The organism is uncultured Roseovarius sp. (genome assembly GCF_947489715.1).
In the GTDB taxonomy this organism is placed as follows: Bacteria; Pseudomonadota; Alphaproteobacteria; order Rhodobacterales; family Rhodobacteraceae; genus Roseovarius.
The window spans coordinates 912,128-935,134 of the sequence record NZ_CANLER010000001.1 but is presented as its reverse complement, the minus strand read 5'-3'; the positions used below and the strand labels follow the sequence as shown (position 1 = coordinate 935,134).

The following is a 23,007-nucleotide window of genomic DNA, read 5'->3' as shown; positions in this document are numbered from 1 at the left end:
GTTGTTGATCATGGATCAACTCCGAGCCCGTCATGAGGGGAATTTAAGGTGTTTTACGTCAGCAATCGGGCGGGATTTGGTCCGTTTAGCGTTGTTGCCTTCGTGCCATGAAGGCGAGGCGCTCGAAAAGATGCACATCCTGTTCATTTTTAAGCAGCGCCCCATGCAGTTTGGGCAGCGCATCGGCACCATCGCGACGCAGGTCCTCTGAATTGAGATCTTCTGCCAGAATCAGTTTGAGCCAATCCAAAACCTCGGAGGTCGAAGGTTTCTTTTTGAGGCCAGCCTGATCACGGATTTCGTAGAATTGCGTCAGCGCCGTGGTCAGCAGCGCGTCTTTGATCCCGGGATGGTGAACATCAACGATCCGGCGCATCGTCTCCATGTCTGGAAAGCGGATGTAGTGGAAAAAACACCGGCGAAGGAACGCGTCTGGCAGCTCTTTTTCATTGTTCGATGTGATGATGACGATGGGGCGATTTTGCGCGCGCACGGTCTCGCCGGTTTCATAAACATGAAATTCCATCTTATCGAGTTCTTGCAGCAGGTCGTTCGGGAACTCGATATCCGCCTTGTCGATCTCATCAATAAGCAGCACCACTTTGCGATCTGCCTCGAACGCCTGCCAAAGTTTGCCTTTGCGGATATAATTGCGCACGTCGTGCACCCGTTCCTCGCCCAACTGGCTATCGCGCAGGCGGCTGACGGCGTCGTATTCATATAGTCCCTGCTGCGCTTTGGTGGTCGATTTTATGTTCCACTCGAGCATTTCAAGGCCAAGGGCGTCTGCAACCTGTCGCGCCAGTTCGGTCTTGCCGGTGCCCGGTTCACCCTTGACCAGAAGCGGACGCTCCAAAGTTACCGCAGCGTTAACCGCAATTGTCAGGTCATCAGTGGCGACGTAACTGTCGGTGCCCTGGAATTTCATTCTTTATCAACCCTTTTCGTGGCATTTTGCCTGCGCAGCAGGCCGCACCCTAGCGGCAACCGCAATTCACATCAATGGCGCGTGATTGGCTAGTGACAATCCTTTTTGGCGGGTGTAAACGCAGCGCATTGGGGTGCCACTTGTCTGAGGAGAGTAAAATGCCGGACACTGGCCTTGATAGGGGAGAAGACATGAAAGCGGAAACTTTTCTGCCTGACGACTATCGTCCTGCTGAAGACGAACCTTTTATGAACGAGCGACAGTTGGAATACTTCCGCCGGAAACTGTTTGAATGGCGAAGTGACCTGCTGGAAGAAAGCCGCGATACGATCGAAGCATTGCAGGATGGCACGCGGGCGATTCCCGATGTTGCTGATCGTGCCAGTGAAGAGACTGATCGCGCGCTGGAACTGCGTACAAGGGACCGTCAGCGTAAGCTTGTTGCCAAGATCGACAGCGCTTTGCGCCGCATCGACAATGGCGAATATGGCTATTGCGAAGTCACCGGAGAACCGATCAGTCTGAAACGGCTTGATGCTCGTCCAATCGCAACCATGAGCCTTGAAGCGCAAGAGCGTCACGAGCGCCGGGAGAAGGTGCATCGCGACGATTGATCGCGGGGTTGACCACAGCAAAGTATTACGCCGGGGCTTTCGCTCCGGCGTTTTTCGTTTCACTAAAGCGTTATGACGCAAATCGGCAAGAAAATCATCGTGATCGGCGCAGGGATCGGCGGGCTGGCCGTCGCCCGGGCCTTGGCGCTCCGCGGGGCCGATGTGACCGTCTTGGAACAAGCCGAGGCAATTACCGAAGTCGGTGCAGGGCTTCAGATCAGCCCAAACGGCTTCGCCGTGTTGCGTGCGCTTGGTTTGGGCGAGGCGCTGGTTTCTGATGCAGTTCAGGGACAGGCGGTCAGTTTGCGAGATTATCGTCGAGGCGAAGTGCTGCGGTTGGACCTGACTTTATTGGAAAGCCGTGACTATTACTTTGTTCATCGCGCTGATCTGATCGATCTATTGGCTGATGGCGCGCGTTCGGCAGGCGTCAAAATCCGGCTGCTGCAGAAGGTCGAAAAAGTCAAACCCGGAGAGCGGCCAAGTATCGTGCTTGCGAATGGCGCAGAGATCGAGGCTGATCTGATCATCGGCGCAGACGGATTGCATTCGAAGGTTAGACAGGCGCTGAACGGAACGTTGGCACCGTTCTTTACCCGGCAAGCTGCATGGCGGGCTGTCGTGCCGAACGATACGGCGCGCGGTCCCGAAGTGCAGGTGCATATGGGGCCGCTCAGACATGTGGTCAGCTATCCGATACGAGGAGGCCGGTTCCTCAACATTGTTGCGGTGCAGGAACGTGCCGCGTGGGCATCAGAAAGCTGGAGCCAGGAAGACGACCCCCTGGTTCTTCAATCCGCATTTTCGGATTTCAGCGAGGATGTGCAAACGATTCTGTCGAAAGTCGAAAAGGTGCATCTCTGGGGACTGTTCCGTCACCCTGTAGCTGAAATCTGGCAAGGCGGAGGGACGGTCATTCTGGGGGACGCTGCCCATCCTACCCTACCGTTTCTGGCACAAGGGGCGTCGATGGCCTTGGAAGATGGCTGGGTTCTTGCCGACGCTCTTTCTGACGCAGATGATATGAAACAGGCGTTACAAAACTATCAGGCCCGGCGTCAGGCTCGTGTGACGCGGGTGATTTCAGCCGCAAATGGCAATGCACGCAAATATCACCTGTCTTTTCCGCCACTACGATGGGTGACTCAATCGGCCCTTCGCTTGGGTGGTGCATTTGCGCCAATGCGCATGATGCGGCAGTTCGATTGGCTATATGGTCATGATGTCACTGAAAACAACCAGCTACATTAACAATTAAATACTTGCTGTCCAAATATAAAATACCTTTTAATAACAGGATATTAAGCGTCTAGTTTAACCCAAATGGGAACGTGGTCTGACGGCTTTTCACGGGCGCGAATTTCCTTATCTATCCGGCATTCAGTCATAAGATCCGCAGCTTGCGGGGTCAGTAGGAAATGATCAATGCGGATACCATCATCGCGATTCCAGGCCCCGGCCTGATAATCCCAGAACGAATAGTGCCCTAGTCCTTTTGTGCGTGCGCGAAACGCTTCGGTGAAACCCAGATTGAGGAGTTTGCGGAACGCAGCGCGGCTTTCTGGGCGGGCAAGGGCATCTTCGCGCCAGACTTCTGGACGCTTGGCGTCTTCGTCTTGCGGGATGATATTGTAATCCCCTGCCATCAAAGCGGGTTCTTCGCCCGCCATCAGATCGGCGGCGCGATCACGCAAACGCTCCATCCAAGCCAATTTGTAATCGTATTTTGGGCCTGGCGCCGGGTTGCCATTGGGCAGGTAGAGGCCACAAACACGTACGGCGGTCTTTTCGCCCATCACCGTTGCCTCGATCCATCTCGCCTGCTCGTCTTCGTCATCGCCAGGCAACCCGCGCGTGACATCCTCGAGCGGAAGTTTCGACAGGATTGCCACGCCATTGAAGCTTTTCTGGCCGTGGGTCTCCACGATATAACCTTTGTCTTCGAACAACTCGCGGGGAAAATTTTCGTCGATTGATTTGATCTCTTGCAGGAGAACGACATCCGGTTCCGCCTCATCCAACCAATCGGGCAGGGCCTGAATCCGTGCCTTGATTCCATTGATGTTGAAGCTGGCAATTTTCATCACTCGATCCCCTAATTGGCCATCTTATCTATCGCTCAGGCCGCGCGGTCTGACAAGGGGTCGGGAAGCAATTCGCGAGCGCAGGAAGCGGCCCGGCCTGAAGTGATGATTCGCTGTGCCTCCCTGTGGATAACTCGTAGTTGCGGGATGAATCAAAGTATTGACAGGCCTGCTTTGTGAAATTTTTTTTACTACGAATCTTGCATTGATTTCAGAAACTTGCCTATTTGTGCAAGTTGTTTTTGGCATCTCAAACACCCGGTTAACGAGCAAAGTGGCTTGGCAAAACACGTTTTAAGTGCAAGCGTTTTTAGGCTGCAATCACACAACCTGGGAGACTAAAGATGTCTGCACTACGCAAAGAAGTATCTGTTGCAAAAGTTACCAAAATCCTACCCAACACCAGCCTGCATGGCGGTGAGGCGGTAGAGGCTTTCACCTCTTCGATGGGGCCAGCCACTACCGCCTCGGTTGGGCAGGGTGATGCGATCGAAATGTTCACGTCCTCGATGGGTCCTGCGACCACGGCCGAAGCCGGATTGGGCGACGCCGTCGAAATGTTTACCTCGTCCATGAGCCCGACAACAAGCACCGAAGCCAGCGTTGGTGAGGCGGTTGAAATGTTCACATCGTCAATGGCAACGGTAGCGTTGACGGATGCAACGAAAGGCGACGCGGTCGAGATGTTCACGTCTTCCATGACCCCCGTTTCCGCGAGTGCTACAGCCTCCGGCGATGCGGTGGGAAGCTTTACTTCGTCGATGGCGCCAACGTTGAAGAGTGACACAACCGAAGGAGATGGCTGCGAGATTTTCACCTCGAGCATGTAAGCCATAAGCGGAACGGGGCTTTGGCCTGAAATTTTGACAAGGATATCAGTGATATGACCAATGTTATCAGGCTGAACACTCCGTTCCGGCAAAACAGCACGGCTGCCCGCCAGGCGGCCCTGCTGGCCCTTTTCGCCAAACACCGCCGCTTTGGGGATGATGTCTTTTGGCTGAAGGAAAATGCCGAAGCCCTTAATGTTTTAGAATGTACCGGGGCCAGGCCTGACGCCAGCGCTCTGGCTATACATGGGCATTTTTATGAAGATATCGAAAAGCGGATGGAGTTTTTCCCGCAATATTACAGGTTCTTACTTTCGATCTGCCTGGACATCGAAGATCTGGGTGTGCCGGGCGGAAAAGGTTCCAAACTTGTAGATTGGGTTGCCGAACAGCAATTGGCCGGCGCCGAAATATCTGATTTGCAAAGAGCAGAGGCACGTCGACTTTGCCTTCGGCGCGGGATCGACCCGTTGCGCGCAGATATAGGGTTGGATGATCGTTTGCGCCGTTTTGCCCGCAGGTCGCAAACCTTTTCAATGCCCAACAAAAAAGCGGCGTATGAACTGACGCATATCGTTTTCTATCTTTCTGAATATGGCCGGAAAGACCCGCAGATTGACGATAAGATCGTCGAAAGCCTGAATTTCGCAGGGACGCTTGCGTTTCTTGATTTGAATGTCGACCTGCTTTCCGAAATTTGCATCGCACTGAGGTTTGCGGGCCAAAATCCTTCGATAATTTGGGAGAACTGGCTTATCTCACAGGCTAAGAATTTCGTATTGAGCGATGAAGAGAATGAACCTTTGCAAGATGACTATCACCAGTATCTGATGGTCAATTGGTTCATGGCCGTCGTCGGGTATGGAGGATTTGGCACGAATGTGCCGACAGGAAGGGTGACGTTTCACCAACCCCGACCGTCAAGCTTACCACTGCATGAGCTTTCGGAATGTGTCTATGAGATGGGCGATGAAAGAAGCGGTGACTGGCAAAAGATGCGGCGCGCCGTCTCCACCCGGCTTTCGGAAGAAGCGCACACTGTACTGACCGCCGCAGAAGCGGCAAATGACCGGTTCGACGAATTTTTTGCCGGGTTTGCCCGTGTCGGCCTGCGGGGCGTAAGCGCATGATCGCACGAAGTGTCACCGGCCCGGTTACCGCGGGTGTCGGGCTGACGGCACTTTATACCCTGCTGATTTCAAGTGCGGATGGCATTACCAAGCTGTTCGCCGCAAACTATGCCGCCCCGCAGCTTTTTGCGTTGTCCGGTGGGATCGTTGCGCTCTTGAGTTTCCTGGTGAACCGGAAAGGCGCAAGGCCGCGTAATATGCGCACAAGTTGCCCCATTGCCATGACAATTCGGGTGCTGGCGACCATCGGAGGCACCATCGCCTTTTTCTATGCCTTCCGGTTGTTGCCCTTCGCAGAGGTATTTCTGTTCATCGCGCTGATACCGTTGTTGGCAGCGCTGATGTCGGGGCCAATATTGGGAGAGGCGGTGCGTCCGCAAATTTGGACCGCACTTGCACTTGGGTCCGTTGGCGTAATGTGTTTGTTTCCGGCGGGCCTAGAGTCGATTGGAGGAGGACATCTGATCGCTCTGGCCGCCGTGATTCTGGGGACCGTGTCGATGGTGGCATCACGCTACATTGGGAAACGAGACGACAACCTACTGGCACAGGTTTTCTACCCAAATCTTGCCTTGATGCTGGTGATGGGTGCCGCATTGCCCTTTGTGTACAAACCGATGGCACTTATTGATCTGGGCTGGGCACTGGCCTACGCGGTCTTTCTCTTCGGCGCGCGGTGGGTGTTGGTCGCGGCACTGAAAATGTTGCCCGCCTTCGTGGTCACACCGCTGATGAACCTTCAATTTTTATGGATGGTTGCGATTGGAATCCTCATCTTCGGAGAGATGCCCGGCGCGATGGTGTTCGTTGGTGCTGCAATTATCATCGCGGCAGGTGCTTGGCTGATTTACGATCAGGCTGCGCCCAAGCCGAACATTGTGGCAGCGAAAAAACCCGGTATCATCCCGGCAGAATAAGATTAAGTTTCGCCATCAATCCTATGATTTACATGGAAAAAGAGGTTCCGCAGCCACAGGAGCTGCTGGCATTGGGATTGTCGATGATAAACCGCGCACCGATCAACTCTTCCGTGAAATCAATCGTCGCGCCTGCCAAAAAAGGCAGTGAGATCGAATCAACCACAACTTTTTGTCCTTGACCTTCCAAGATCAGATCGTCCTTGGCCGGTGCATCGAGTTTAATTTCATACTGAAAGCCCGAGCATCCTCCGCCTTCGACTGCAACACGCAGGGCCTGACCCTGATCGCCAGCACCAATATCGGCCAGGCGGGAAAAGGCACGATCCGTGACTTTTGGTGGCAGGTTCATTTCAAACGTCCCAACGGTTTCTAATAGCTTCGCGATACAATATATGGACCCAGGGAACAGGCGACAAGGACATCCGATATGAAAGCGCCCTATGCCTCTGACCCGGGCCAGACAAGAGGCCGTTTGGTGACGGAGGAAGAAAGTGCGTTTCGGTCCTGTTATCAACGGGACCGGGATCGAATTATTCATTCCAGTGCGTTTCGCAGGCTAAAACACAAAACCCAGGTTTTTGTGGAGCATGAGGGGGATTATTTCCGCACGCGTTTGACCCATTCGATTGAAGTGGCGCAGGTGGCGCGAACGATCTCGGGGGCTTTGCTGTTGAATGGAGAGTTGACCGAGGCCGTAGCGCTTGCGCACGATCTGGGTCACACGCCCTTTGGTCATACAGGTGAAGACGCGTTGAATGTGCTGATGGCCCCGTACGGCGGTTTTGATCATAACGCCCAAGCCGTTCGGATCGTCACATCGCTGGAACGTCACTATGCCGAATTTGAAGGGTTGAACCTGACTTGGGATACGCTTGAGGGTATTGCCAAACATAACGGGCCGGTGATCGGTGATTTGCCGTATGCCTTAGCCGATTACAACGCCCTGCATGATTTGGAACTGGACACCCATGCCAGCGCTGAGGCGCAAGTTGCCGCTCTTGCCGATGATATTGCCTATAACAATCATGATTTGCATGATGGCCTGCGCGCCGGATTGTTTTCCGAGAATGATGTTCGGGAATTACCGATCATTGGCCCATGTTACGCAGCGGTTGACGCAAAATATCCCGGGCTGGACGCCTACCGACGGCGGCACGAAGCGCTCAGGCGCGTTTTCGGTGTTATGGTCGAGGATGTGATAACCACCTCGACCTCGCTTCTATCTGAGGCGCAACCGAAGGATGCGGCCGCGGTTCGGCAACATGGCACCCCGGTCATTCGGTTTTCTGACCGGTTGTGGCGGGAGCTTCACGTGATCCGTGATTTCCTTTTTGCTCAGATGTACCGCGCGCCTTCGGTGATGGAAATGCGCCAGCGCGTTACCGGTGTCGTAGACGAACTATTTGCTTTTTATTTGCGTCAACCGGAACATTTACCAGAGCAATGGCGTAAAGATATTGAGCGTGCAAACGATGAAACCGCGCTGGCGCGTCTGGTCAGCGACTATATCGCGGGCATGACGGACCGATTTGCGTTGCAATCTCATAAGCGATTGCTGGGTGGGCCCGGCGGTATCGGTGAACGAGGGGAAAGGTAGAAATGGCGGTTGAGGCAGCGGTCGGAATGCCCCCGGTCATGGGGTTTGCGCTGGTCGGCGCGTTGGGTGTTGGCGCGCAATGGTTGGCCTGGCGATTACGTATGCCTGCCATCGTCCTGATGCTGGTCGCCGGGCTCGCGGTCGGTCCGGGTCTCGGGATTTTTGATCCGGAGCGCGACATCGGTCCCCTGATGCAACCCATGATCGCCATCGCGGTTGCCATCATCCTTTTCGAAGGAGGATTGACCCTGAACCTCGAAAGCCTGAGAGGCGCTGCGGAAGGTGTTCGCAGGTTGGTCTTTTTAGGCGCACCGCTAGGGTGGCTCGGGTCGACCTTGGCGTTGCATTATGTGGCCGGGCTGGGTTGGGCTTCGTCTACCGTGTTTGGAGGAATCATGATCGTCACGGGTCCTACGGTGATCGCGCCGCTGTTGCGTCAAGCACGATTAAAGAAACGCCCGGCTCAATTGTTACAATGGGAAGCGATCGTAAACGATCCGATCGGCGCATTGGCGGCTGTTCTGGCGTTCGAGTTGGTTTTGGTCATGCAGGCCGCGGAAACCTTCGGCGATGCGGTTTTCGACATGATCCGCGGCATTGTCTTAGCAACAGTGATGGGGTTGGCGTCGGGCTGGATCTTGGCTGAAGCATTTCGCCGGGCCTATGTGCCGGAATATATGAAAGTGCCGGTGCTTTTTGCAGTGCTACTGGGCGTCTTCGCCTTGTCCGATTACGTGTTGCATGAAAGTGGTCTTCTGGCCGTTACGGTCATGGGCATCTGGATCGCCAATGCACATTTGCCTAGCTACACGGAGTTGCGGCGTTTCAAGGAACACGCCACGGTTCTATTGGTGTCGGGTGTTTTCATCCTATTGGCTGCGTCAATGGATGTTGAAACGCTGTCCCTGCTTGGTTGGCCCGCCGCCGCATTGGTCGTTGCAGTGATCTTTGTCGTGCGCCCGATGACGGTCATGACCTCGCTTGCATTCACCAAGATTCCGTTTCGGGAACGTTTGCTGGTCGCGTTCACCGGTCCGCGTGGTGTGGTTCTGGTGGCCGTGGCAGGCCTTTTTGGTGAACGCCTGGTCGCAGCGGGTATAGATGATGCCGCGCTTCTGTCGCCACTGGCTTTCGCGCTGGTGGCAGCAACGGTTGTTTTGCATGGGTTTTCTTTGCGCCCAATGGCGCGTCTTTTCGGTTTGGCGGGCGGCAACACACCCGGTGTTATCATCGTCGGCGGATCGCAATTCGCGACTGCTTTGGGCGAAGCCTTGCAGAAACACGAGATTGATGTGCTGGTCGCAGATGCGAACCGCGGACGATTGCGCAGCGCACGCGAAGCCGGTGTGCCGGTTTTCTATGGTGATATCCTGTCTGAAGCGGCTGAACATGGTGTCGAACTGATGAGCTTTGGTAGGGTTGTCGCCGTCAGCGACAACGAAGCATATAATACGCTTGTTGCAACTGATCTGGCTCCGGAATTCGGACGCGAGAATGTCTTTCAACTTAAACAGGCCAAGCAAGAGAATAAGCGCCATGCCCTGCCACCTTCACTGGGCGGGCGGCCTTTTGCAGCGGGGATGAGCTTTCTGGAGATCGCGCGGCATATGCGAAAAGATTGGAAAATCAAATCAACGCTGTTGACCGATGATTTCAGCCTAGAAGATTGGCAGGCAAAGAACCCTGAAGCTGTTCCGCTGGCCGAAATCGGCGACCAGGGAGCACTTCGTCTGCTGGATGAGAACGCAAATCTGCGTGCCGAGGCTGGCATGCGGATGCTGTGGCTTGGTCCGGATGGTGACAATAATGAGCTTCAGGCGAAGGCCGAGCAATAGCCTAGCATTCGATCAGGCGTCAGAAGGAATGACGCGTTGACGCCCTGGCTGTTAGTGGTAAACCCGGCGCGACGCTGGAAGGAATGTTGCAATGAATGTGTTCACCGAAATTCGGGAACTGGTACTTGAAACGCTGGGCGCGTTGCAGGCTGAAGGTACGCTGCCCGAAGGGCTGTCTTTCGACAACGTAGCGGTCGAGCCTCCGCGCGATGCGGCACATGGGGATATGGCGACCAATGCGGCAATGGTACTTGCCAAGCCCGCGGGTCTGAAACCGCGCGACATTGCCGAGGCACTGGCCGCAAAACTGATAGCTGATCACCGTATCACCGGTGCCGAAGTTGCTGGCCCGGGCTTTCTGAATCTGCGGTTGGATACCGGCATCTGGCAAAAGGTTTTACAGGCCGCACTTAACGCCGGAAACGAATTTGGGCGTTCAGACATGGGGCAGGGTGCCAAGGTTAACGTCGAATATGTCAGTGCCAACCCCACCGGACCGCTGCATGTGGGCCACACTCGTGGCGCTGTTTTTGGTGATGCGCTGGCCAGCCTGCTGGATTTTACCGGCCATGAAGTGACGCGTGAATATTACATCAATGATGGCGGGGCGCAGGTTGATGTGCTCGCGCGATCCGTCTATTTGCGCTACCTCGAAGCACACGGGCAGGCGGTGGCGTTTGAGGATGGCACTTATCCCGGCGATTACCTGATCGATGTCGGACAGGCGCTGAAAGACAAGGTCGGCGATGCCTATGTTGACCAGCCAGAAGATGTCTGGCTGGTAGAAATACGTGAATTCTCAACTCAGGCAATGATGGACCTGATCCGCGCCGACCTGAAGGCATTGGGCGTCGAGATTGATGTTTTCTATTCAGAGAAATCACTCTATGGCACGGGCCGGATCGAGCAGGCATTGGATTTGCTCAACTCCAAGGGCTTGATCTATGAGGGGGTGCTGGAGCCGCCGAAGGGTAAAAAGCCCGAAGATTGGGAGCCGCGTGAGCAGACGCTTTTCAAATCTACTGATCACGGGGACGACGTGGATCGTCCGGTGAAAAAATCAGATGGTAACTGGACCTATTTTGCACCGGATATTGCCTATCATTTCGACAAGGTTTCCAGGGGTTTCGATGCATTAATTGATGTATTCGGCGCCGATCACGGTGGCTATGTCAAACGAATGAAAGCCGCGGTCAGCGCGCTCAGCGACGGTCAGGTGACACTGGATATCAAGCTGACCCAACTGGTGAAGCTGTTCAAGAATGGCGAACCTTTCAAGATGTCCAAACGCGCAGGTACATTCGTGACCCTACGTGACGTTGTGGATCAGGTTGGCGCCGACGTGACCCGATTTGTCATGTTGACGCGCAAGAACGACGCGCCATTGGATTTTGATTTTGATAAGGTGCTGGAGCAGTCCAAGGACAACCCGGTCTTCTACGTCCAATATGCCAATGCTCGGGTGAATTCGGTACTCCGCAAGGCGCGTGAGGCGAAGATTGATGTGGATGATGCAACGCTGGCCAAGGCAGATTTGAACGCTTTGAACCACGAGGCGCAGATCGCGGTTGCCAAGAAAGTGGCCGAATGGCCGCGCCTGGTCGAAATCGCAGGCCGCACGAACGAGCCGCACCGCGTCGCGTTTTATCTCTATGATCTGGCGAGTGAATTGCATGCGCTTTGGAACCGTGGCCATGATGAACCATCGCTGCGCTTTCTGGATGATGCAGACGTAGCGGGCACACAGACGAAAATCGCGCTGGCCCGTGCCGTAACCGTTGTTATTTCCGCAGGTCTTGGTATTCTTGGCGTAACTCCGGCAGAAGAGATGCGGTAGCAATCGCACGACAATGAAAACCGGGGATGAGGCAGATTGTATCAACCCCGGTCGTCACGTAGCGCCGGTGGACGAGAGGCGAGACATGGCACAGGTTCAGGGTATGCAGCAGATGGCTGCGCCAACACGGGCACAATCAATCAAGAAATTGACCAACTTTCTGGGGGCAGCGATTTCGGTCGGGTTGGTCGTTGGTATCGGTGTCTGGGGATACAAGCTACTGGTGCGTGATGTCAGCGGCGTCCCGGTGGTGCGTGCGGCAGAGGGTCCGATGCGGGTTCAACCCGAAGAGCCGGGCGGCGCTCAAGCTCTTAATCAGGGGTTGGCCGTGAATAACGTCGCCGCCGAAGGGACTGCTGAGGACCCAGCAGACCGGTTGGTGTTGGCACCGGAACCTTTGGAACTGTCGCTGGAAGACGAGCCGATCGTGGAGGTTGAGGAGACCGAGCATACGACGCCCTCCGCCGAGGCGGGCGAGCCTGTTCCCGAAACCGAAGAAGACAATGTTCAATTCGCATCGGTTGACGCCCTGGTGGCACAGATCATTAAGGATGCAGAACCGCTGGACGACATCCAGACTGCAACGACTGATGACACTAGTGATATTGCCGAAACACCAAAGGTCGCGGGCGGCTTGAGCAAATCCTTACGTCCACTCATACGCCCTGCTTCACTGTCCACAGCGCCTCAACCGGCAATGGCGGTGACAACCGCTGAATCGGTCGAGGTTGATGCAGGTGCGGTTCCGACCGGCACACGTTTGGCGCAATTGGGGGCTTTCGAAAGCGCCGAGATTGCGCGCAGCGAATGGCAACGCCTCTCGGGCAAGTTTGGTGAATATCTGGAAGGCAAGAACCGTGTCGTGCAGAAGGCAAAAAGTGGCGGGCGGACTTTCTATCGCCTGCGTGCAATGGGCTTTGCCGATCTGAATGATGCGCGTCGTTTCTGCTCGGCCCTCGTGGCAGAAAACGCTGAATGTATCCCGGTGGTCACCCGTTGACCCGATACGGCGCCACGATCCTCGATGCCGAGGGGCTGCGGCTGACGGCAGAGGAAAAGGTGCTTTTCAGGCAGTTTAATCCGTTTGGTTTTATTCTCTTTGCGCGGAATATCGACACGCCAGATCAGGTTCGGGCGCTTTGTGACGAACTACGCGAGACAGTAGGGCGCGCGGCCCCGATCACCATTGATCAGGAAGGTGGGCGTGTGCAACGCCTGCGTAGCCCGCAATGGCGGGAATGGTTGCCACCGCTGGATCACGTCACGGCTGCCGGAGATGACGCACCCGAGGCCATGTATCTGCGCTACCGGATCATCGCATCTGAGCTGCGCGCACTGGGAATCGACAGTAATTGCGCGCCTTTGGTGGATGTTGCAGTCCCGAAGACCCATGATTTCCTGAAAAACCGTTGCTATGGATTTGACCCTAACAGCGTTGCGACAACTGGCCGGGCCGTTGCCAATGGCCTGCTGGATGGCGGTGTTTTGCCCGTACTCAAACATATCCCCGGCCATGGACGCGCAATCGTGGACAGTCACATGGATTTACCGGTTGTCAACGCCGTCATGGAGGAACTTGATCGCGTGGATTTCGAACCGTTTCGCGCTCTGAATGATCTGCCAATGGGAATGACGGCGCATCTGGTTTATAGCGCGGTGGACAGTCGGCCTGCCACGACATCACCGGTGATGATGCAGATGATCCGCGACCAGATTGAGTTCGATGGCCTGATCATGACCGACGATATATCGATGAGAGCCCTTAAAGGGTCTTTGGGGCAGATTTCCCGCGATGCGCTGAAGGCTGGCTGTGATGTAATCCTGCATTGTAATGGAACACTCGAGGAGCGTCACGAGGTGGCTGACGCCTCTGGTGAGATGGATGACTTGGCTCAAATGCGCGCGGAAAAAGCCCTGGCGCAGCGGAAAGCGCCGGACGAGGTTGACATTCCGGCCCTTGAGGCAAAGCTTGGCGCGCTGATCGGTGGGCGCGGACATGTCTGAGAACACGTATGAAAACATAAGCAGCTTCGATAACGTGGCCGACCGTATGGCCGCCGAAGCGCTGATTGTGGATGTGGACGGGTTTGAGGGCCCGCTGGACCTTTTATTGATGCTCAGTCGTACGCAGAAGGTAGATTTGCGTAAGATTTCGGTTCTGGAACTGGCCAAACAATATCTGGGTTTTGTCGAGAAGGCCAAAGCGCTGAGGATTGAGCTGGCGGCTGATTATCTGGTGATGGCGGCCTGGCTTGCATTCCTGAAGTCCCGTTTATTGTTACCGCCAGATCCCACCGAAGAAGGACCATCGGGTGAAGAATTGGCAGCGCATCTAGCATTCCAGCTAGAGCGGTTGCAGGCCATGCGCGAAGCCGCTGCCAAGTTGATGGCGCGCGACCGGTTGGGCCGTGATTTCTTTGCCCGCGGTATCCCCGAAGATGTGACCCGTATCAAACGCGTGACCTACACCGCCACGCTGCTGGACCTGATGCAAGGCTATGCCCGAATTCGCACCAAGGATGAGTTCCGTCCCTACGTGATGGACCGGGACGCAGTCTTTACGCTGGAACAGGCGTTGGAACGCATGCGCGGCCTGATAGGATTTGCTGGTACATGGACCGATATCTCAAGTTATCTTCCTGACGGCTTCACCACTGATCCGGCACGCAGAAGATCGGCCACTGCATCGACCTTTGCGGCCTCGCTAGAGCTGGTCAAAGAAGGCAAAGTCGAGATAAGGCAATCAGATGTGTTCGCGCCAATTGAGTTGAGGCGCAAGGATTAAGAGTATGACGGAAGATATTGAAGATGAGGGCGAAAGCCTGTTTGAAGCGCCACCAATGGGTGAGCAGGAACGTATGTGCGAAGCGATCCTGTTCGCGACGGCTGAACCGGTGACCGTGCGCGAATTGGAAGCGCGCATGCCGCATGGCAGCGATGCTGCCGAGGCCTTGGTACATCTTCGGAAACGGTACGAAGGACGCGGTGTGAACCTGATCAAGGTCGGTGATGCCTGGGCCATGCGCACAGCGCCGGATCTGGGCTTTCTGATGCAGCGGGAAACCATCGAGACCCGCAAGCTAAGTCGTGCGGCCACAGAAACGCTTGCGATAATTGCGTATCATCAACCGGTTACGCGCGCAGAAATCGAGGAGATTAGGGGTGTTTCCGTCAGCCGGGGCACAGTTGATCAACTCTTGGAAATGGAATGGATTCGCTTCGGGCGACGCAAGATGACGCCAGGGCGTCCGGTGACATTTGTCGTGACCCAGACCTTTCTTGATCACTTTGGCCTCGAAAGCGCTCGCGACCTTCCAGGCCTCAAGGAATTGCGTTCGGCTGGCCTGTTGGAAAATCGTCCGCCACCGGGAACAATGCCTCAAATCGGTGATGGTGACGAGGATGCAGAAGAGCAAACCAACGAAGGGCAGAATGAGCTTTTTGAAGATTAACGCCGCTTTGCCCTGAAATTTTCATGTTTACGTGCTATATCAAAGGCCAGAGGCAGTTGAGGAGGGCGCAATGAACGCCAATCAAATCGTCAATATGGTGGTGCGCATCGTGATGCGTAAGCTGATGCGGTCGGGCGTCAACGCGGGCATGGATGCAGTGGGAAAACGCATGAACCGTGGAAAAGAGGACGGTCCAAAGATGACCGACACCGCCGAGACGGGCAAGCGCGCGAAACAGACAATGCGGATGATGCGACGTCTCCGTTAATCCCTAGTCGTTATGGCACATCAATTCAGATCGCAAAACGGTTGGTCCTGCCAATCTGCTTAAAGAAATGTGCGTTTTCGAACAGCTAGTTATCAGGGATAAGCTGGTGCGATGCTGGCGTGGCGGTTTGCCCTTGCGGGACCGCGTTTATCAGGTCTCTGACAGAGACATATGCGAGAAAAAGAGAAAAGCCAGCAAGAATAACAAGTGGTCTGGAAGGCAATAGCCGCAATATATGCAAGTTGTGTTCCTACTCACGAAACAATTTAAAGTTATCTAATGTATCTGTAATATTACTTAAAGATGTATTAAAGTATATCCTTTCGTATAGGGGATTTCAACATTGGCGGATTCTAGCCGAAATTTTTTAGCCAACTGTCCGAAAATGCTTGGAAAGTTTCAGCCCCTGGCCCTGATAGTTTGAGGCAATTCCAGCGCCGTAAAGTTGCTCGGGAACTTGATGCATTTTCTCATAAACCAGGCGACCGACAATCTGGCCATGTTCCAGCACAAAAGGTGCTTCGTGGCAGCGTACTTCAAGCACGCCACGAGACCCGGCACCACCGGCTGCGTTATGGCCAAAGCCAGGGTCAAAAAAGCCCGCATAATGCACCCGAAATTCGCCCACCATCGCTAGGTAGGGGGCCATTTCGGCAGCATAGGCCGGCGGAATGTGCACGGCTTCGCGGCTCACCAGGATGTAGAAAGCACCCGGATCAAGGATGATATGGCCTTTGTCCGCATGAACTTCTTCCCAAAAATCCGCAGGTGCGTAGTGATCAATAAGATCCAAATCAATCACGCCTGTATGCGGCTTGGCGCGATATCCCACCAAGGTGGTTGAGGTCGGTTTTAGATCTACGGAAAATCCAAGACCATCGTCAATTACCGCGGCACCATCAACCAAGGGGCTTTCACTATGCAGCGCCCGCAGCGCGGCATCATCCAGTACGGCCTGGCCGTCGCGAAACCTGATTTGGTTCAAGCGCATCCCGGGACGTACCAGAACCGAGAAAGAACGCGGGCAAATTTCGGCATAGAGCGGCCCATTGTAACCCGATGCGATGCGATCAAATTCTTCGCTGCCATCGGTAATGGTGCGCGTCAGAAGGTCAAGACGGCCAGTAGATGATTTGGCATTGGCTACGGCCGTGACGTCAGCGGGTAGATCAAGCGTTTCCATCAAAGGCACGACATAGACGCAGCCTTTCTCCAGCACGGCCCCGTCGCTGAGGTCAATCTGATGCATCTCGAATTCGCTCAGCCGGTCGGCAACTGTACGACCATGACCTGCCAGAAACGAGGCACGTACGCGGTAGGCCGTGTGACCGAGGCGTAGGTCAAGGCTGGCGGGCTGTATCTGCTCAGGGATGATGCAGGGATCAGCGGCAAGACGACCGTCAGCGATCAATGCCTTCAGTTGTTGACTGGAAAGAACACCGGTCATGTCCATGCCCCCTGGCGGTTCCGCGCCCCGGGCGCGACCCCTGACAAGGGTTCAAGGGCGGGGAGTGTGGTGTTGATGGTCGGGCTAGCAGGACTCGAACCTGCGACCTTCCGTCCCCCAGACGGACGCGCTACCAGGCTGCGCCATAGCCCGACGATTGGGCTTTCATACTGGTTTTCCCAACAGGGACAAGCACTAAATCCCACTTTTTTGCCCTAGCTGCCCTGACTGGGCCCATTCCCGTCGTCACCGTGACGCAGGCGGTCAAGAACCAACCCCAGTCGATCTGCCATGTCGTTTGAGATCGGTGGTCGCAAGGCGGCAATCTGCGTCAGAACACCGGGTTCAGCCTCGATGTCATCGGTAGGATCGTCTGGCAGATCTACGCTGTTGGGTTTAGGGGTAGGGGGGGCGGTGATCTCAGCCGCGGGTGCAGGGACTTCCTCTTCGGGCTCAGGCTGGGCCGGACGATGTGAAAAGCTGGGCATGACCGGCGGCTCTTCGACTGGTGCGTCTGGCGTTTCTTCCTGCGCTTCTTCTATCGGCAAAGGCTCGGGTTCTTCTTTCGCGCTCTCGTCTTCGACGGCAGCGTCTGCCTCGGCCTCAATTTCGGCAACGGGCTCAGCCTCAACTTCGTTGGCGGGCTCTTGCTCGACAGCGCCAGGCTCGTCCTCGGTTACAGCAGGCTCATTGTCCGCCGTTTCCTCCTGAAGCGTCATTTCTTGCTGATCAGGTTCCTCCGCAATGTCTTGCGGCGGCTCATCTGCGCTTTCCTGTGGTGGCTCTTCCTCCTGAAGCGACTCTTCCGCAGGCTGCGCTTGCGCTGCCTCATCAGGCGCAACAGGTTGATCCGTTCCCTTCAACGCGCCGCGTTGAAAGTCCACAACAGTTTCTTCTGGGGGGCTGACCGCTTCGCCGGGTAGTTCGAGTGCAGCGTCGCTTGCTTCGGCGACGGTCACGTCATCAAGCGGCTGAGAATGCCCCGCGACGTGCTTTACACCTTTTTCGCGCAGAAGCTTCTGCACGCCCTTGATCGTCATGCCGTCGGTGTGGAGCAGTTTTTTGATACCCCCCAGCAACAGCATGTCTGACGGGCGGTAATACCGGCGCCCACCGGCCCGTTTGACAGGCTTTACATGGCTGAACTTACTCTCCCAGAAACGCAGCACATGCGCCGGCGTTTCCAGCCAGTCGGCAACTTCACTGATTGTGCGAAAAGCGTCGGCTGATTTGGCCATAACCGCCTATGTCCTAACGCTTGTTACCGGCGGCAACACGATCTTTCATCAGATGCGAAGGACGGAAAGTCAGCACACGACGGGGGTTGATTGGAACCTCTTCGCCAGTTTTCGGGTTACGCCCAACACGAGCCGATTTGTCACGTACGGAAAAGGTGCCAAAAGATGAAATCTTGACTTGCTCGCCGCGCACCAGGGCATCGGACATGTATTCAAGTACATTTTCAATAAGTTGGGCCGAGTCGTTTCTGGAGAGACCGACCTCTCGGAATACCGATTCACTCAGATCCATTCTGGTTAAAGTTTTTTCGCTCATAACTTCCCCTCTGTCTTTGACAGACTTTAGGGCGAAGGGAATTTCCGAGTCAATGTCAACAACTTGCACAATGCTCTTTAAGCGAATGATTTCCCAAAACTAGCAGTAATTCACCACCTGAGAACCACAGCACCCCAGGCCAAACCACCTCCGATTGCCTCGGAAACCAGTAAATCGCCCTTTTTGATGCGCCCCTCGGCCACACCAACGGACATGGCAAGCGGGATTGAGGCGGCAGATGTGTTGCCGTGATCCTGAACCGTCACGATCACATGATCCATCGAGACGCCCATCTTTTTCGCGGTGCCCTGAATGATCCGAATGTTGGCCTGATGCGGGACAATCCAATCCACATCGGCATTGCCAAGACCCGCCTTTTCAAGCGCGGTTTCAGCGGTTGATGTCAGCTTTTCCACGGCTTGACGGAACAGCGGGTTGCCCTGCATCCGCAGTTTTCCCGACGTGCCCGTAGAAGACACACCACCGTCGACATAAAGCATGTCGCGATACCGGCCGTCGGAATTGATGTCCGCCGACAGCACACCACGGTCCTCGCTTGTGCCAGCCCCTTCACCGGCTTCAAGGATAAGTGCGCCTGCACCATCACCGAATAGTACGCAGGTGGATCGGTCTGACCAATCCATGATCCGGCTGAACGTTTCCGCACCGATTACCATCACCCGTTTGGCCTGCCCTGCAACGATCAGCGCATTGGCATTGGTGAGGGCAAAGATGAATCCGGCACAAACGGCCTGCACGTCAAATCCGAAGCCCTGCGTCATACCCAGCTTTTCCTGCACCATGGTGGCAACAGATGGGAAGGTCAGGTCGGGCGTTGACGTGGCAACGATCAGCGCATCAATGTCGTTCGCTTGCAGGCCAGCATCGTCCAACGCATTCTGCGCCGCGCGAACCGCCAGATCCGAGGTTGTTTGTCCTTCGGCAGCGAAATGGCGGCGTTCAATACCGGACCGTGTCCGGATCCATTCATCCGATGTGTCCAGCGTCTCTTCGAACGCAGAATTCGGCACGATACGCTCGGGAAGGTAGTGCCCGATACCGTGGACGACGGCGCGCAATGTCATTGATTTTCACCGTCGGATTTGGCTTCGGTTGCGTCATCTTGGTCAAGCATGGCGGCAGATGCAACCCGTGCGGCAAGTTTTTCCGTAAAGCCGGATTGCGCCAATTCAAACGCAAGCTTTACTGCAGCGGATATGCCTGTTGCATCCGCTGCGCCGTGGGATTTGACCACTGTTCCATTCAGCCCCAGAAAGACCCCGCCATTGGCCCGACGCGGGTCGATGCGTTTCTTCAGCCGTTGCAGGGATGTGTAGGCCAGAACCGAGGCCAGTCGTGACAGAGGAGAATACTTGAAAGCCTCTTTCAACTGATCCGAGATCAGCCCGGCAATGCCTTCACCGGTCTTCAATGCGACATTGCCGGTAAAGCCATCGGTTACAATCACATCGCAGGTGTTTCCCGGGATATCGCGGCCTTCGACAAAGCCCACGAATTCAAACTCTGCCCGGCGCGCATTGGCGGAAATCAGATCATGTGCCTCTTTTAATTCGGAACGACCTTTGTGTTCTTCAGTGCCCACGTTCAACAGGCCGATTCGCGGTCGTTCGATGCCGAACCCGTTGCGGGCATAAGATGTGCCCATCAACGCGTATTGCATCAAATCCTTGGCATCTGCCCTTATATCCGCGCCGCCATCCAGCATGATGTTGAACGCCTGCGGGTTGCTGGACGGCCACATTACTGCGATTGCCGGGCGGTAAATACCGCTGAGCTTGCGCAAGCGCAGGATCGAAAGCGCCATCAGTGCACCGGTATTGCCACAGGAAACGCAAACGGTCGCCTCGCCATTGCGCACCGATTCGAGAGCGGACCACATCGAGGTCTCGCGCCCGGAACGCATGACCTGTGCGGGTTTGTCCTCCATCGAGACGATGTCCTTGGCATCACGAATTTCGCAACGGTCCGCCAGGTTTTTGCGGCGCTCGACAAGCTTTTGCAGCTTGTCCCTGGGGCCATGCAGAATAAAGCCGATATCCGGGTTTTTCTTGGCCGAATACGAAATGCCGGCGACTACTGCCGCCGGCCCTTTATCGCCGCCCATGGCGTCAATGGAGATGATGGTGCGCCCTGCACCGGCCTGGGACTGATCCTTTAGCGCGGTCATTCGGGCGAGCGTCCTTTGGGCAGTTATGCCGCGTCGTCGTCCAGATCGACCTCGTCCGCCAGCGCGACAACTTCGCGATCGGCATAGTGGCCACATGCGGCACAGACGTGATGCGGGCGCTTCAACTCACCACAGTTGGGGCATTCATTCGGGTTTGCCGCAACCAGTGAATCATGCGCGCGACGGTTGTTGCGACGCGATTTCGATACTTTGTTCTGTTGGACAGCCATGTCACAACCTCAATTCCTGTGGGCCTCAGATAGCCCGGTTTCACGAGTGTTCGCGGCTCTTAATCTGTGATGAGCCGACGTTTCAACCCCAAATTCCGATGGAAGCGCGAAAATACAGTGAATTGCTGCCGGGGCAAGCGTTTTCTGCTGCCATTAATCGCCTTTTTCTAGTTTGTCTTTCAACTGCGCCAGACCGGCAAATGGCTTGGTATCTTCGTCTTTCATCGGGGTCACGCCGGGGGCGGCAAATTCGCTTTGATCCAGGGTGGCATCATCGCGGCGTGGATAGTCGGGCAACGCCAGTGCCAGGGCCTCTGTCATCACCCGGAACAGGTCGATTTCTGCCCCAAGCGCTTCGGTCGTGTCGTCCTCTGGCATTTCAATTTCTTCGGCCAGATCGGCCGATAAGTTCGCAACAAAGCTGCGCGTCACGGGCTGGTCGATCCGCGTGATCACCGGATCAAGCGTAATGACACAAGCCTGTTCAACGGTCGCGCCCAACTGGGCGGTAAGTTGCCAATCGGATTTGCCTTCAGCTTGCACCGTACCTTTGAAATCCAGTTTCCGGATGCCCAGAATACCAAGTTCATGGGCAATCTCGGCATTACCGGTGCTGTCCGGCTTTAGATGAAATGGTGTTGCACGGTTCTGCGGCAGATCGGCCACGCGCAGGATCGTGATGGGGGGAATGTCATCTGGCATAGGCGAATCTCGCATCCTTTCTTGAACCATTGTATCACCTTGTTGTAAGCGGGATGAAAGGCGCAAAACGCCAGGATCAAGGGGTCGTATATGTTCGTGGTCAACTTTCGTTTGAGTAAACTGTTCGCGTTGCTCTGCCTTTTTGCGGCGACGTCCTGCACGGCCATCTATCAGAATCACGGGTATGTCCCGAACGAGAACGAGCTGGCAGAGCTGGTTGTGGGCGTTGATAGCCGGGCAACGGTGGACGATGTGATCGGTCCACCCTCGGCCTCGGGCGTGCTGAGCGAGGGTGACTATTATTACATCCGCAGCCGCATCCGTACCTTTGGCATGTTCAAACCCGAAGTGGTCGAGCGTCAGGTGCTTGCCATCAGTTTTGACGATAGTGACACGGTCGCCAATATCGAACGGTTTAGTCTGGCGGACGGGAACATCATTCCGCTGACCCGGCGGGTGACGGATTCGTCCGTTGTGAATAACGGCTTCCTGCGTCAGCTTCTGGGCAATATCGGCAACTTCGATCCGGCAGATTTTCTGAACTGATCAGTGTCATGCCGTTGTGGTATCTTGCGTGAGCATGTGCGGGCAGATGATGCCTGCACAAGTTTGACCGAGGTTTGACATGCACGATCTGATCAATGGTCGCTACCGCGCCCGGATTGGGCAGACAAAGGACGATCTCAGGGCGGCGCAGCGCCTGAGGCACCAAGCGTTTTTCGGCGGTGAGGGGCTGGATCAGGATCGTTTCGATGACATCTGCACCCATATGCTGATCGAAGAATGTCAGACCGGTCAGTTGGTCTGTTGCTTTCGCATTCTGCCGCTGCCGTCCGGCGCCGAGATCGACCGTAGTTATGCCGCCCAGTTTTATGATCTATCCGCCCTTCAAAGGTTTCCCGGCAAGATGGTTGAGATGGGCAGGTTCTGTGTTCTGCCCGGATTGAACGATCCCGATATCCTGCGCATCGCATGGGGTGCCATGACGCGTTATGTCGATGAAAACACTGTGGAAATACTATTTGGTTGCTCCTCCTTTCCCGGTACGGACGCGGGGCAATACCTTGATGCTTTCGGCCTGCTGAAAAAGCGGCACGTTGCCCCAATACATTGGGCCCCAAGGGTAAAGGCGGCGTCCATCTTTCGGTTCGCAGAGACCTGGCATAAGCCGGATATGCGCAAGGCGCTGACCAAAATGCCGCCTTTGTTGCGCAGTTACCTGTCGATGGGAGGCTGGGTCAGCGATCATGCGGTGGTGGACCGGCAGTTGAACACGCTGCATGTTTTCACCGGGCTTGAAATCCGCGCCATACCCGCCGCGCGCAAGCGGCGTCTGCGGGCGGTTGCGCAATAGCTTGACGCGCCCGAGGTGGCGGGGTAGCCCGCCCGGC

General features: G+C 55.5%; 25 protein-coding genes and 1 tRNA gene. 15 read left to right on the top strand and 11 right to left on the bottom strand.

What is annotated here, in order from left to right; translation table 11 throughout:
• Nucleotides 1-85 precede the first annotated feature (85 nt).
• Complete coding sequence (locus Q1B27_RS04590; RefSeq protein WP_299844245.1) at nucleotides 86-928, bottom strand: MoxR family ATPase; 843 nt, start codon at nucleotides 926-928, stop codon at nucleotides 86-88.
• Nucleotides 929-1,119: 191 nt separating this feature from the next.
• On the opposite strand from Q1B27_RS04590, the gene dksA reads away from it, so the two are divergent.
• Complete coding sequence (gene dksA / locus Q1B27_RS04585; RefSeq protein ID WP_299844243.1) at nucleotides 1,120-1,542, top strand: RNA polymerase-binding protein DksA; 423 nt, start codon at nucleotides 1,120-1,122, stop codon at nucleotides 1,540-1,542.
• A 72-nt stretch (nucleotides 1,543-1,614) separates the two neighbouring features.
• A complete protein-coding gene (locus Q1B27_RS04580) occupies nucleotides 1,615-2,793 on the top strand; it encodes an FAD-dependent monooxygenase (protein ID WP_299844241.1) in 1,179 nt (392 codons plus the stop codon).
• A gap of 50 nt (nucleotides 2,794-2,843) precedes the next feature.
• Here Q1B27_RS04580 and xth read toward each other — a convergent pair whose 3' ends face one another.
• On the bottom strand, nucleotides 2,844-3,626 hold the full coding sequence (xth, locus tag Q1B27_RS04575) for an exodeoxyribonuclease III (RefSeq protein ID WP_299844239.1): 783 nt from the start codon (nucleotides 3,624-3,626) through the stop codon (nucleotides 2,844-2,846).
• A 344-nt stretch (nucleotides 3,627-3,970) separates the two neighbouring features.
• Between xth and Q1B27_RS04570 the strand changes: the two genes are divergently transcribed.
• The 3 genes from Q1B27_RS04570 to Q1B27_RS04560 are packed head-to-tail and all read left to right on the top strand — an operon-like array spanning nucleotide 3,971 to nucleotide 6,503.
• Nucleotides 3,971-4,456: a DUF6749 domain-containing protein gene (locus tag Q1B27_RS04570; protein ID WP_299844237.1), complete on the top strand. Its 486-nt coding sequence runs from the start codon at nucleotides 3,971-3,973 to the stop codon at nucleotides 4,454-4,456.
• A 53-nt stretch (nucleotides 4,457-4,509) separates the two neighbouring features.
• Nucleotides 4,510-5,586: a hypothetical protein gene (locus Q1B27_RS04565; RefSeq protein WP_299844235.1), complete on the top strand. Its 1,077-nt coding sequence runs from the start codon at nucleotides 4,510-4,512 to the stop codon at nucleotides 5,584-5,586.
• Nucleotides 5,583-6,503: a DMT family transporter gene (locus Q1B27_RS04560; protein WP_299844233.1), complete on the top strand. Its 921-nt coding sequence runs from the start codon at nucleotides 5,583-5,585 to the stop codon at nucleotides 6,501-6,503. Before Q1B27_RS04565 ends, Q1B27_RS04560 begins: the two co-directional genes overlap by 4 nt.
• Before the next feature lie 28 nt (nucleotides 6,504-6,531).
• On the opposite strand, the gene Q1B27_RS04555 is transcribed toward Q1B27_RS04560, so the two are convergent.
• Nucleotides 6,532-6,855 (bottom strand): iron-sulfur cluster assembly accessory protein, encoded by a 324-nt coding sequence (locus Q1B27_RS04555; protein WP_299844232.1) that lies wholly within the window; start codon nucleotides 6,853-6,855, stop codon nucleotides 6,532-6,534.
• 78 nt (nucleotides 6,856-6,933) lie between these two features.
• On the opposite strand from Q1B27_RS04555, the gene Q1B27_RS04550 reads away from it, so the two are divergent.
• From Q1B27_RS04550 to Q1B27_RS04515, 8 genes are all read left to right on the top strand, one after another.
• Nucleotides 6,934-8,103: a deoxyguanosinetriphosphate triphosphohydrolase gene (locus Q1B27_RS04550; RefSeq protein ID WP_299844231.1), complete on the top strand. Its 1,170-nt coding sequence runs from the start codon at nucleotides 6,934-6,936 to the stop codon at nucleotides 8,101-8,103.
• Between the two features lie 2 nt (nucleotides 8,104-8,105).
• Nucleotides 8,106-9,938 (top strand): sodium:proton antiporter, encoded by a 1,833-nt coding sequence (locus tag Q1B27_RS04545; protein WP_299844229.1) that lies wholly within the window; start codon nucleotides 8,106-8,108, stop codon nucleotides 9,936-9,938.
• Nucleotides 9,939-10,029: 91 nt separating this feature from the next.
• Nucleotides 10,030-11,775 carry an arginine--tRNA ligase gene (gene argS / locus Q1B27_RS04540; RefSeq protein WP_299844227.1) on the top strand — a complete coding sequence of 582 codons (1,746 nt, stop codon included), beginning with the start codon at nucleotides 10,030-10,032 and terminating at the stop codon, nucleotides 11,773-11,775.
• A gap of 85 nt (nucleotides 11,776-11,860) precedes the next feature.
• On the top strand, nucleotides 11,861-12,775 hold the full coding sequence (locus Q1B27_RS04535; protein WP_299844226.1) for an SPOR domain-containing protein: 915 nt from the start codon (nucleotides 11,861-11,863) through the stop codon (nucleotides 12,773-12,775).
• Nucleotides 12,751-13,779: a beta-N-acetylhexosaminidase gene (gene nagZ, locus Q1B27_RS04530; RefSeq protein ID WP_299844224.1), complete on the top strand. Its 1,029-nt coding sequence runs from the start codon at nucleotides 12,751-12,753 to the stop codon at nucleotides 13,777-13,779. Before Q1B27_RS04535 ends, nagZ begins: the two co-directional genes overlap by 25 nt.
• On the top strand, nucleotides 13,772-14,560 hold the full coding sequence (locus tag Q1B27_RS04525; RefSeq protein ID WP_299844222.1) for a ScpA family protein: 789 nt from the start codon (nucleotides 13,772-13,774) through the stop codon (nucleotides 14,558-14,560). The genes nagZ and Q1B27_RS04525 overlap by 8 nt, the downstream gene beginning before the upstream one ends.
• Before the next feature lie 4 nt (nucleotides 14,561-14,564).
• Nucleotides 14,565-15,227, top strand: coding sequence for an SMC-Scp complex subunit ScpB (gene scpB, locus Q1B27_RS04520; protein ID WP_299844219.1), 663 nt, complete (start codon nucleotides 14,565-14,567; stop codon nucleotides 15,225-15,227).
• Nucleotides 15,228-15,297: 70 nt separating this feature from the next.
• Nucleotides 15,298-15,495 (top strand): hypothetical protein, encoded by a 198-nt coding sequence (locus tag Q1B27_RS04515; protein ID WP_299844216.1) that lies wholly within the window; start codon nucleotides 15,298-15,300, stop codon nucleotides 15,493-15,495.
• A gap of 367 nt (nucleotides 15,496-15,862) precedes the next feature.
• On the opposite strand, the gene Q1B27_RS04510 is transcribed toward Q1B27_RS04515, so the two are convergent.
• From Q1B27_RS04510 to Q1B27_RS04475, 8 genes are all read right to left on the bottom strand, one after another.
• On the bottom strand, nucleotides 15,863-16,942 hold the full coding sequence (locus tag Q1B27_RS04510; protein WP_299844214.1) for a 2'-deoxycytidine 5'-triphosphate deaminase: 1,080 nt from the start codon (nucleotides 16,940-16,942) through the stop codon (nucleotides 15,863-15,865).
• Nucleotides 16,943-17,018: 76 nt separating this feature from the next.
• A tRNA-Pro gene (locus Q1B27_RS04505) sits at nucleotides 17,019-17,095 on the bottom strand.
• 62 nt (nucleotides 17,096-17,157) lie between these two features.
• Nucleotides 17,158-18,180: a MerR family transcriptional regulator gene (locus Q1B27_RS04500; protein WP_299844211.1), complete on the bottom strand. Its 1,023-nt coding sequence runs from the start codon at nucleotides 18,178-18,180 to the stop codon at nucleotides 17,158-17,160.
• Nucleotides 18,181-18,193: 13 nt separating this feature from the next.
• Nucleotides 18,194-18,496 (bottom strand): integration host factor subunit alpha, encoded by a 303-nt coding sequence (gene ihfA / locus Q1B27_RS04495; protein ID WP_299844208.1) that lies wholly within the window; start codon nucleotides 18,494-18,496, stop codon nucleotides 18,194-18,196.
• Between the two features lie 110 nt (nucleotides 18,497-18,606).
• Nucleotides 18,607-19,581, bottom strand: a complete 975-nt coding sequence (locus Q1B27_RS04490; protein WP_299844206.1) for a beta-ketoacyl-ACP synthase III — start codon at nucleotides 19,579-19,581, stop codon at nucleotides 18,607-18,609.
• Nucleotides 19,578-20,684, bottom strand: a complete 1,107-nt coding sequence (gene plsX, locus Q1B27_RS04485) for a phosphate acyltransferase PlsX (RefSeq protein WP_299844204.1) — start codon at nucleotides 20,682-20,684, stop codon at nucleotides 19,578-19,580. The genes Q1B27_RS04490 and plsX overlap by 4 nt, the downstream gene beginning before the upstream one ends.
• 23 nt (nucleotides 20,685-20,707) lie before the next feature.
• A complete protein-coding gene (gene rpmF, locus Q1B27_RS04480) occupies nucleotides 20,708-20,914 on the bottom strand; it encodes a 50S ribosomal protein L32 (protein WP_299844200.1) in 207 nt (68 codons plus the stop codon).
• Nucleotides 20,915-21,067: 153 nt separating this feature from the next.
• The gene (locus Q1B27_RS04475) at nucleotides 21,068-21,616 is read right to left on the bottom strand and encodes a DUF177 domain-containing protein (protein WP_299844197.1); all 549 of its coding nucleotides are present in this window, start codon (nucleotides 21,614-21,616) and stop codon (nucleotides 21,068-21,070) included.
• Between the two features lie 111 nt (nucleotides 21,617-21,727).
• On the opposite strand from Q1B27_RS04475, the gene Q1B27_RS04470 reads away from it, so the two are divergent.
• Together Q1B27_RS04470 and Q1B27_RS04465 are read left to right on the top strand one after the other, a co-directional pair.
• Nucleotides 21,728-22,162, top strand: a complete 435-nt coding sequence (locus Q1B27_RS04470; protein WP_367181329.1) for an outer membrane protein assembly factor BamE — start codon at nucleotides 21,728-21,730, stop codon at nucleotides 22,160-22,162.
• A gap of 79 nt (nucleotides 22,163-22,241) precedes the next feature.
• The gene (locus Q1B27_RS04465) at nucleotides 22,242-22,970 is read left to right on the top strand and encodes a GNAT family N-acyltransferase (protein WP_299844191.1); all 729 of its coding nucleotides are present in this window, start codon (nucleotides 22,242-22,244) and stop codon (nucleotides 22,968-22,970) included.
• The last annotated feature ends 37 nt before the right edge of the window (nucleotides 22,971-23,007 follow it).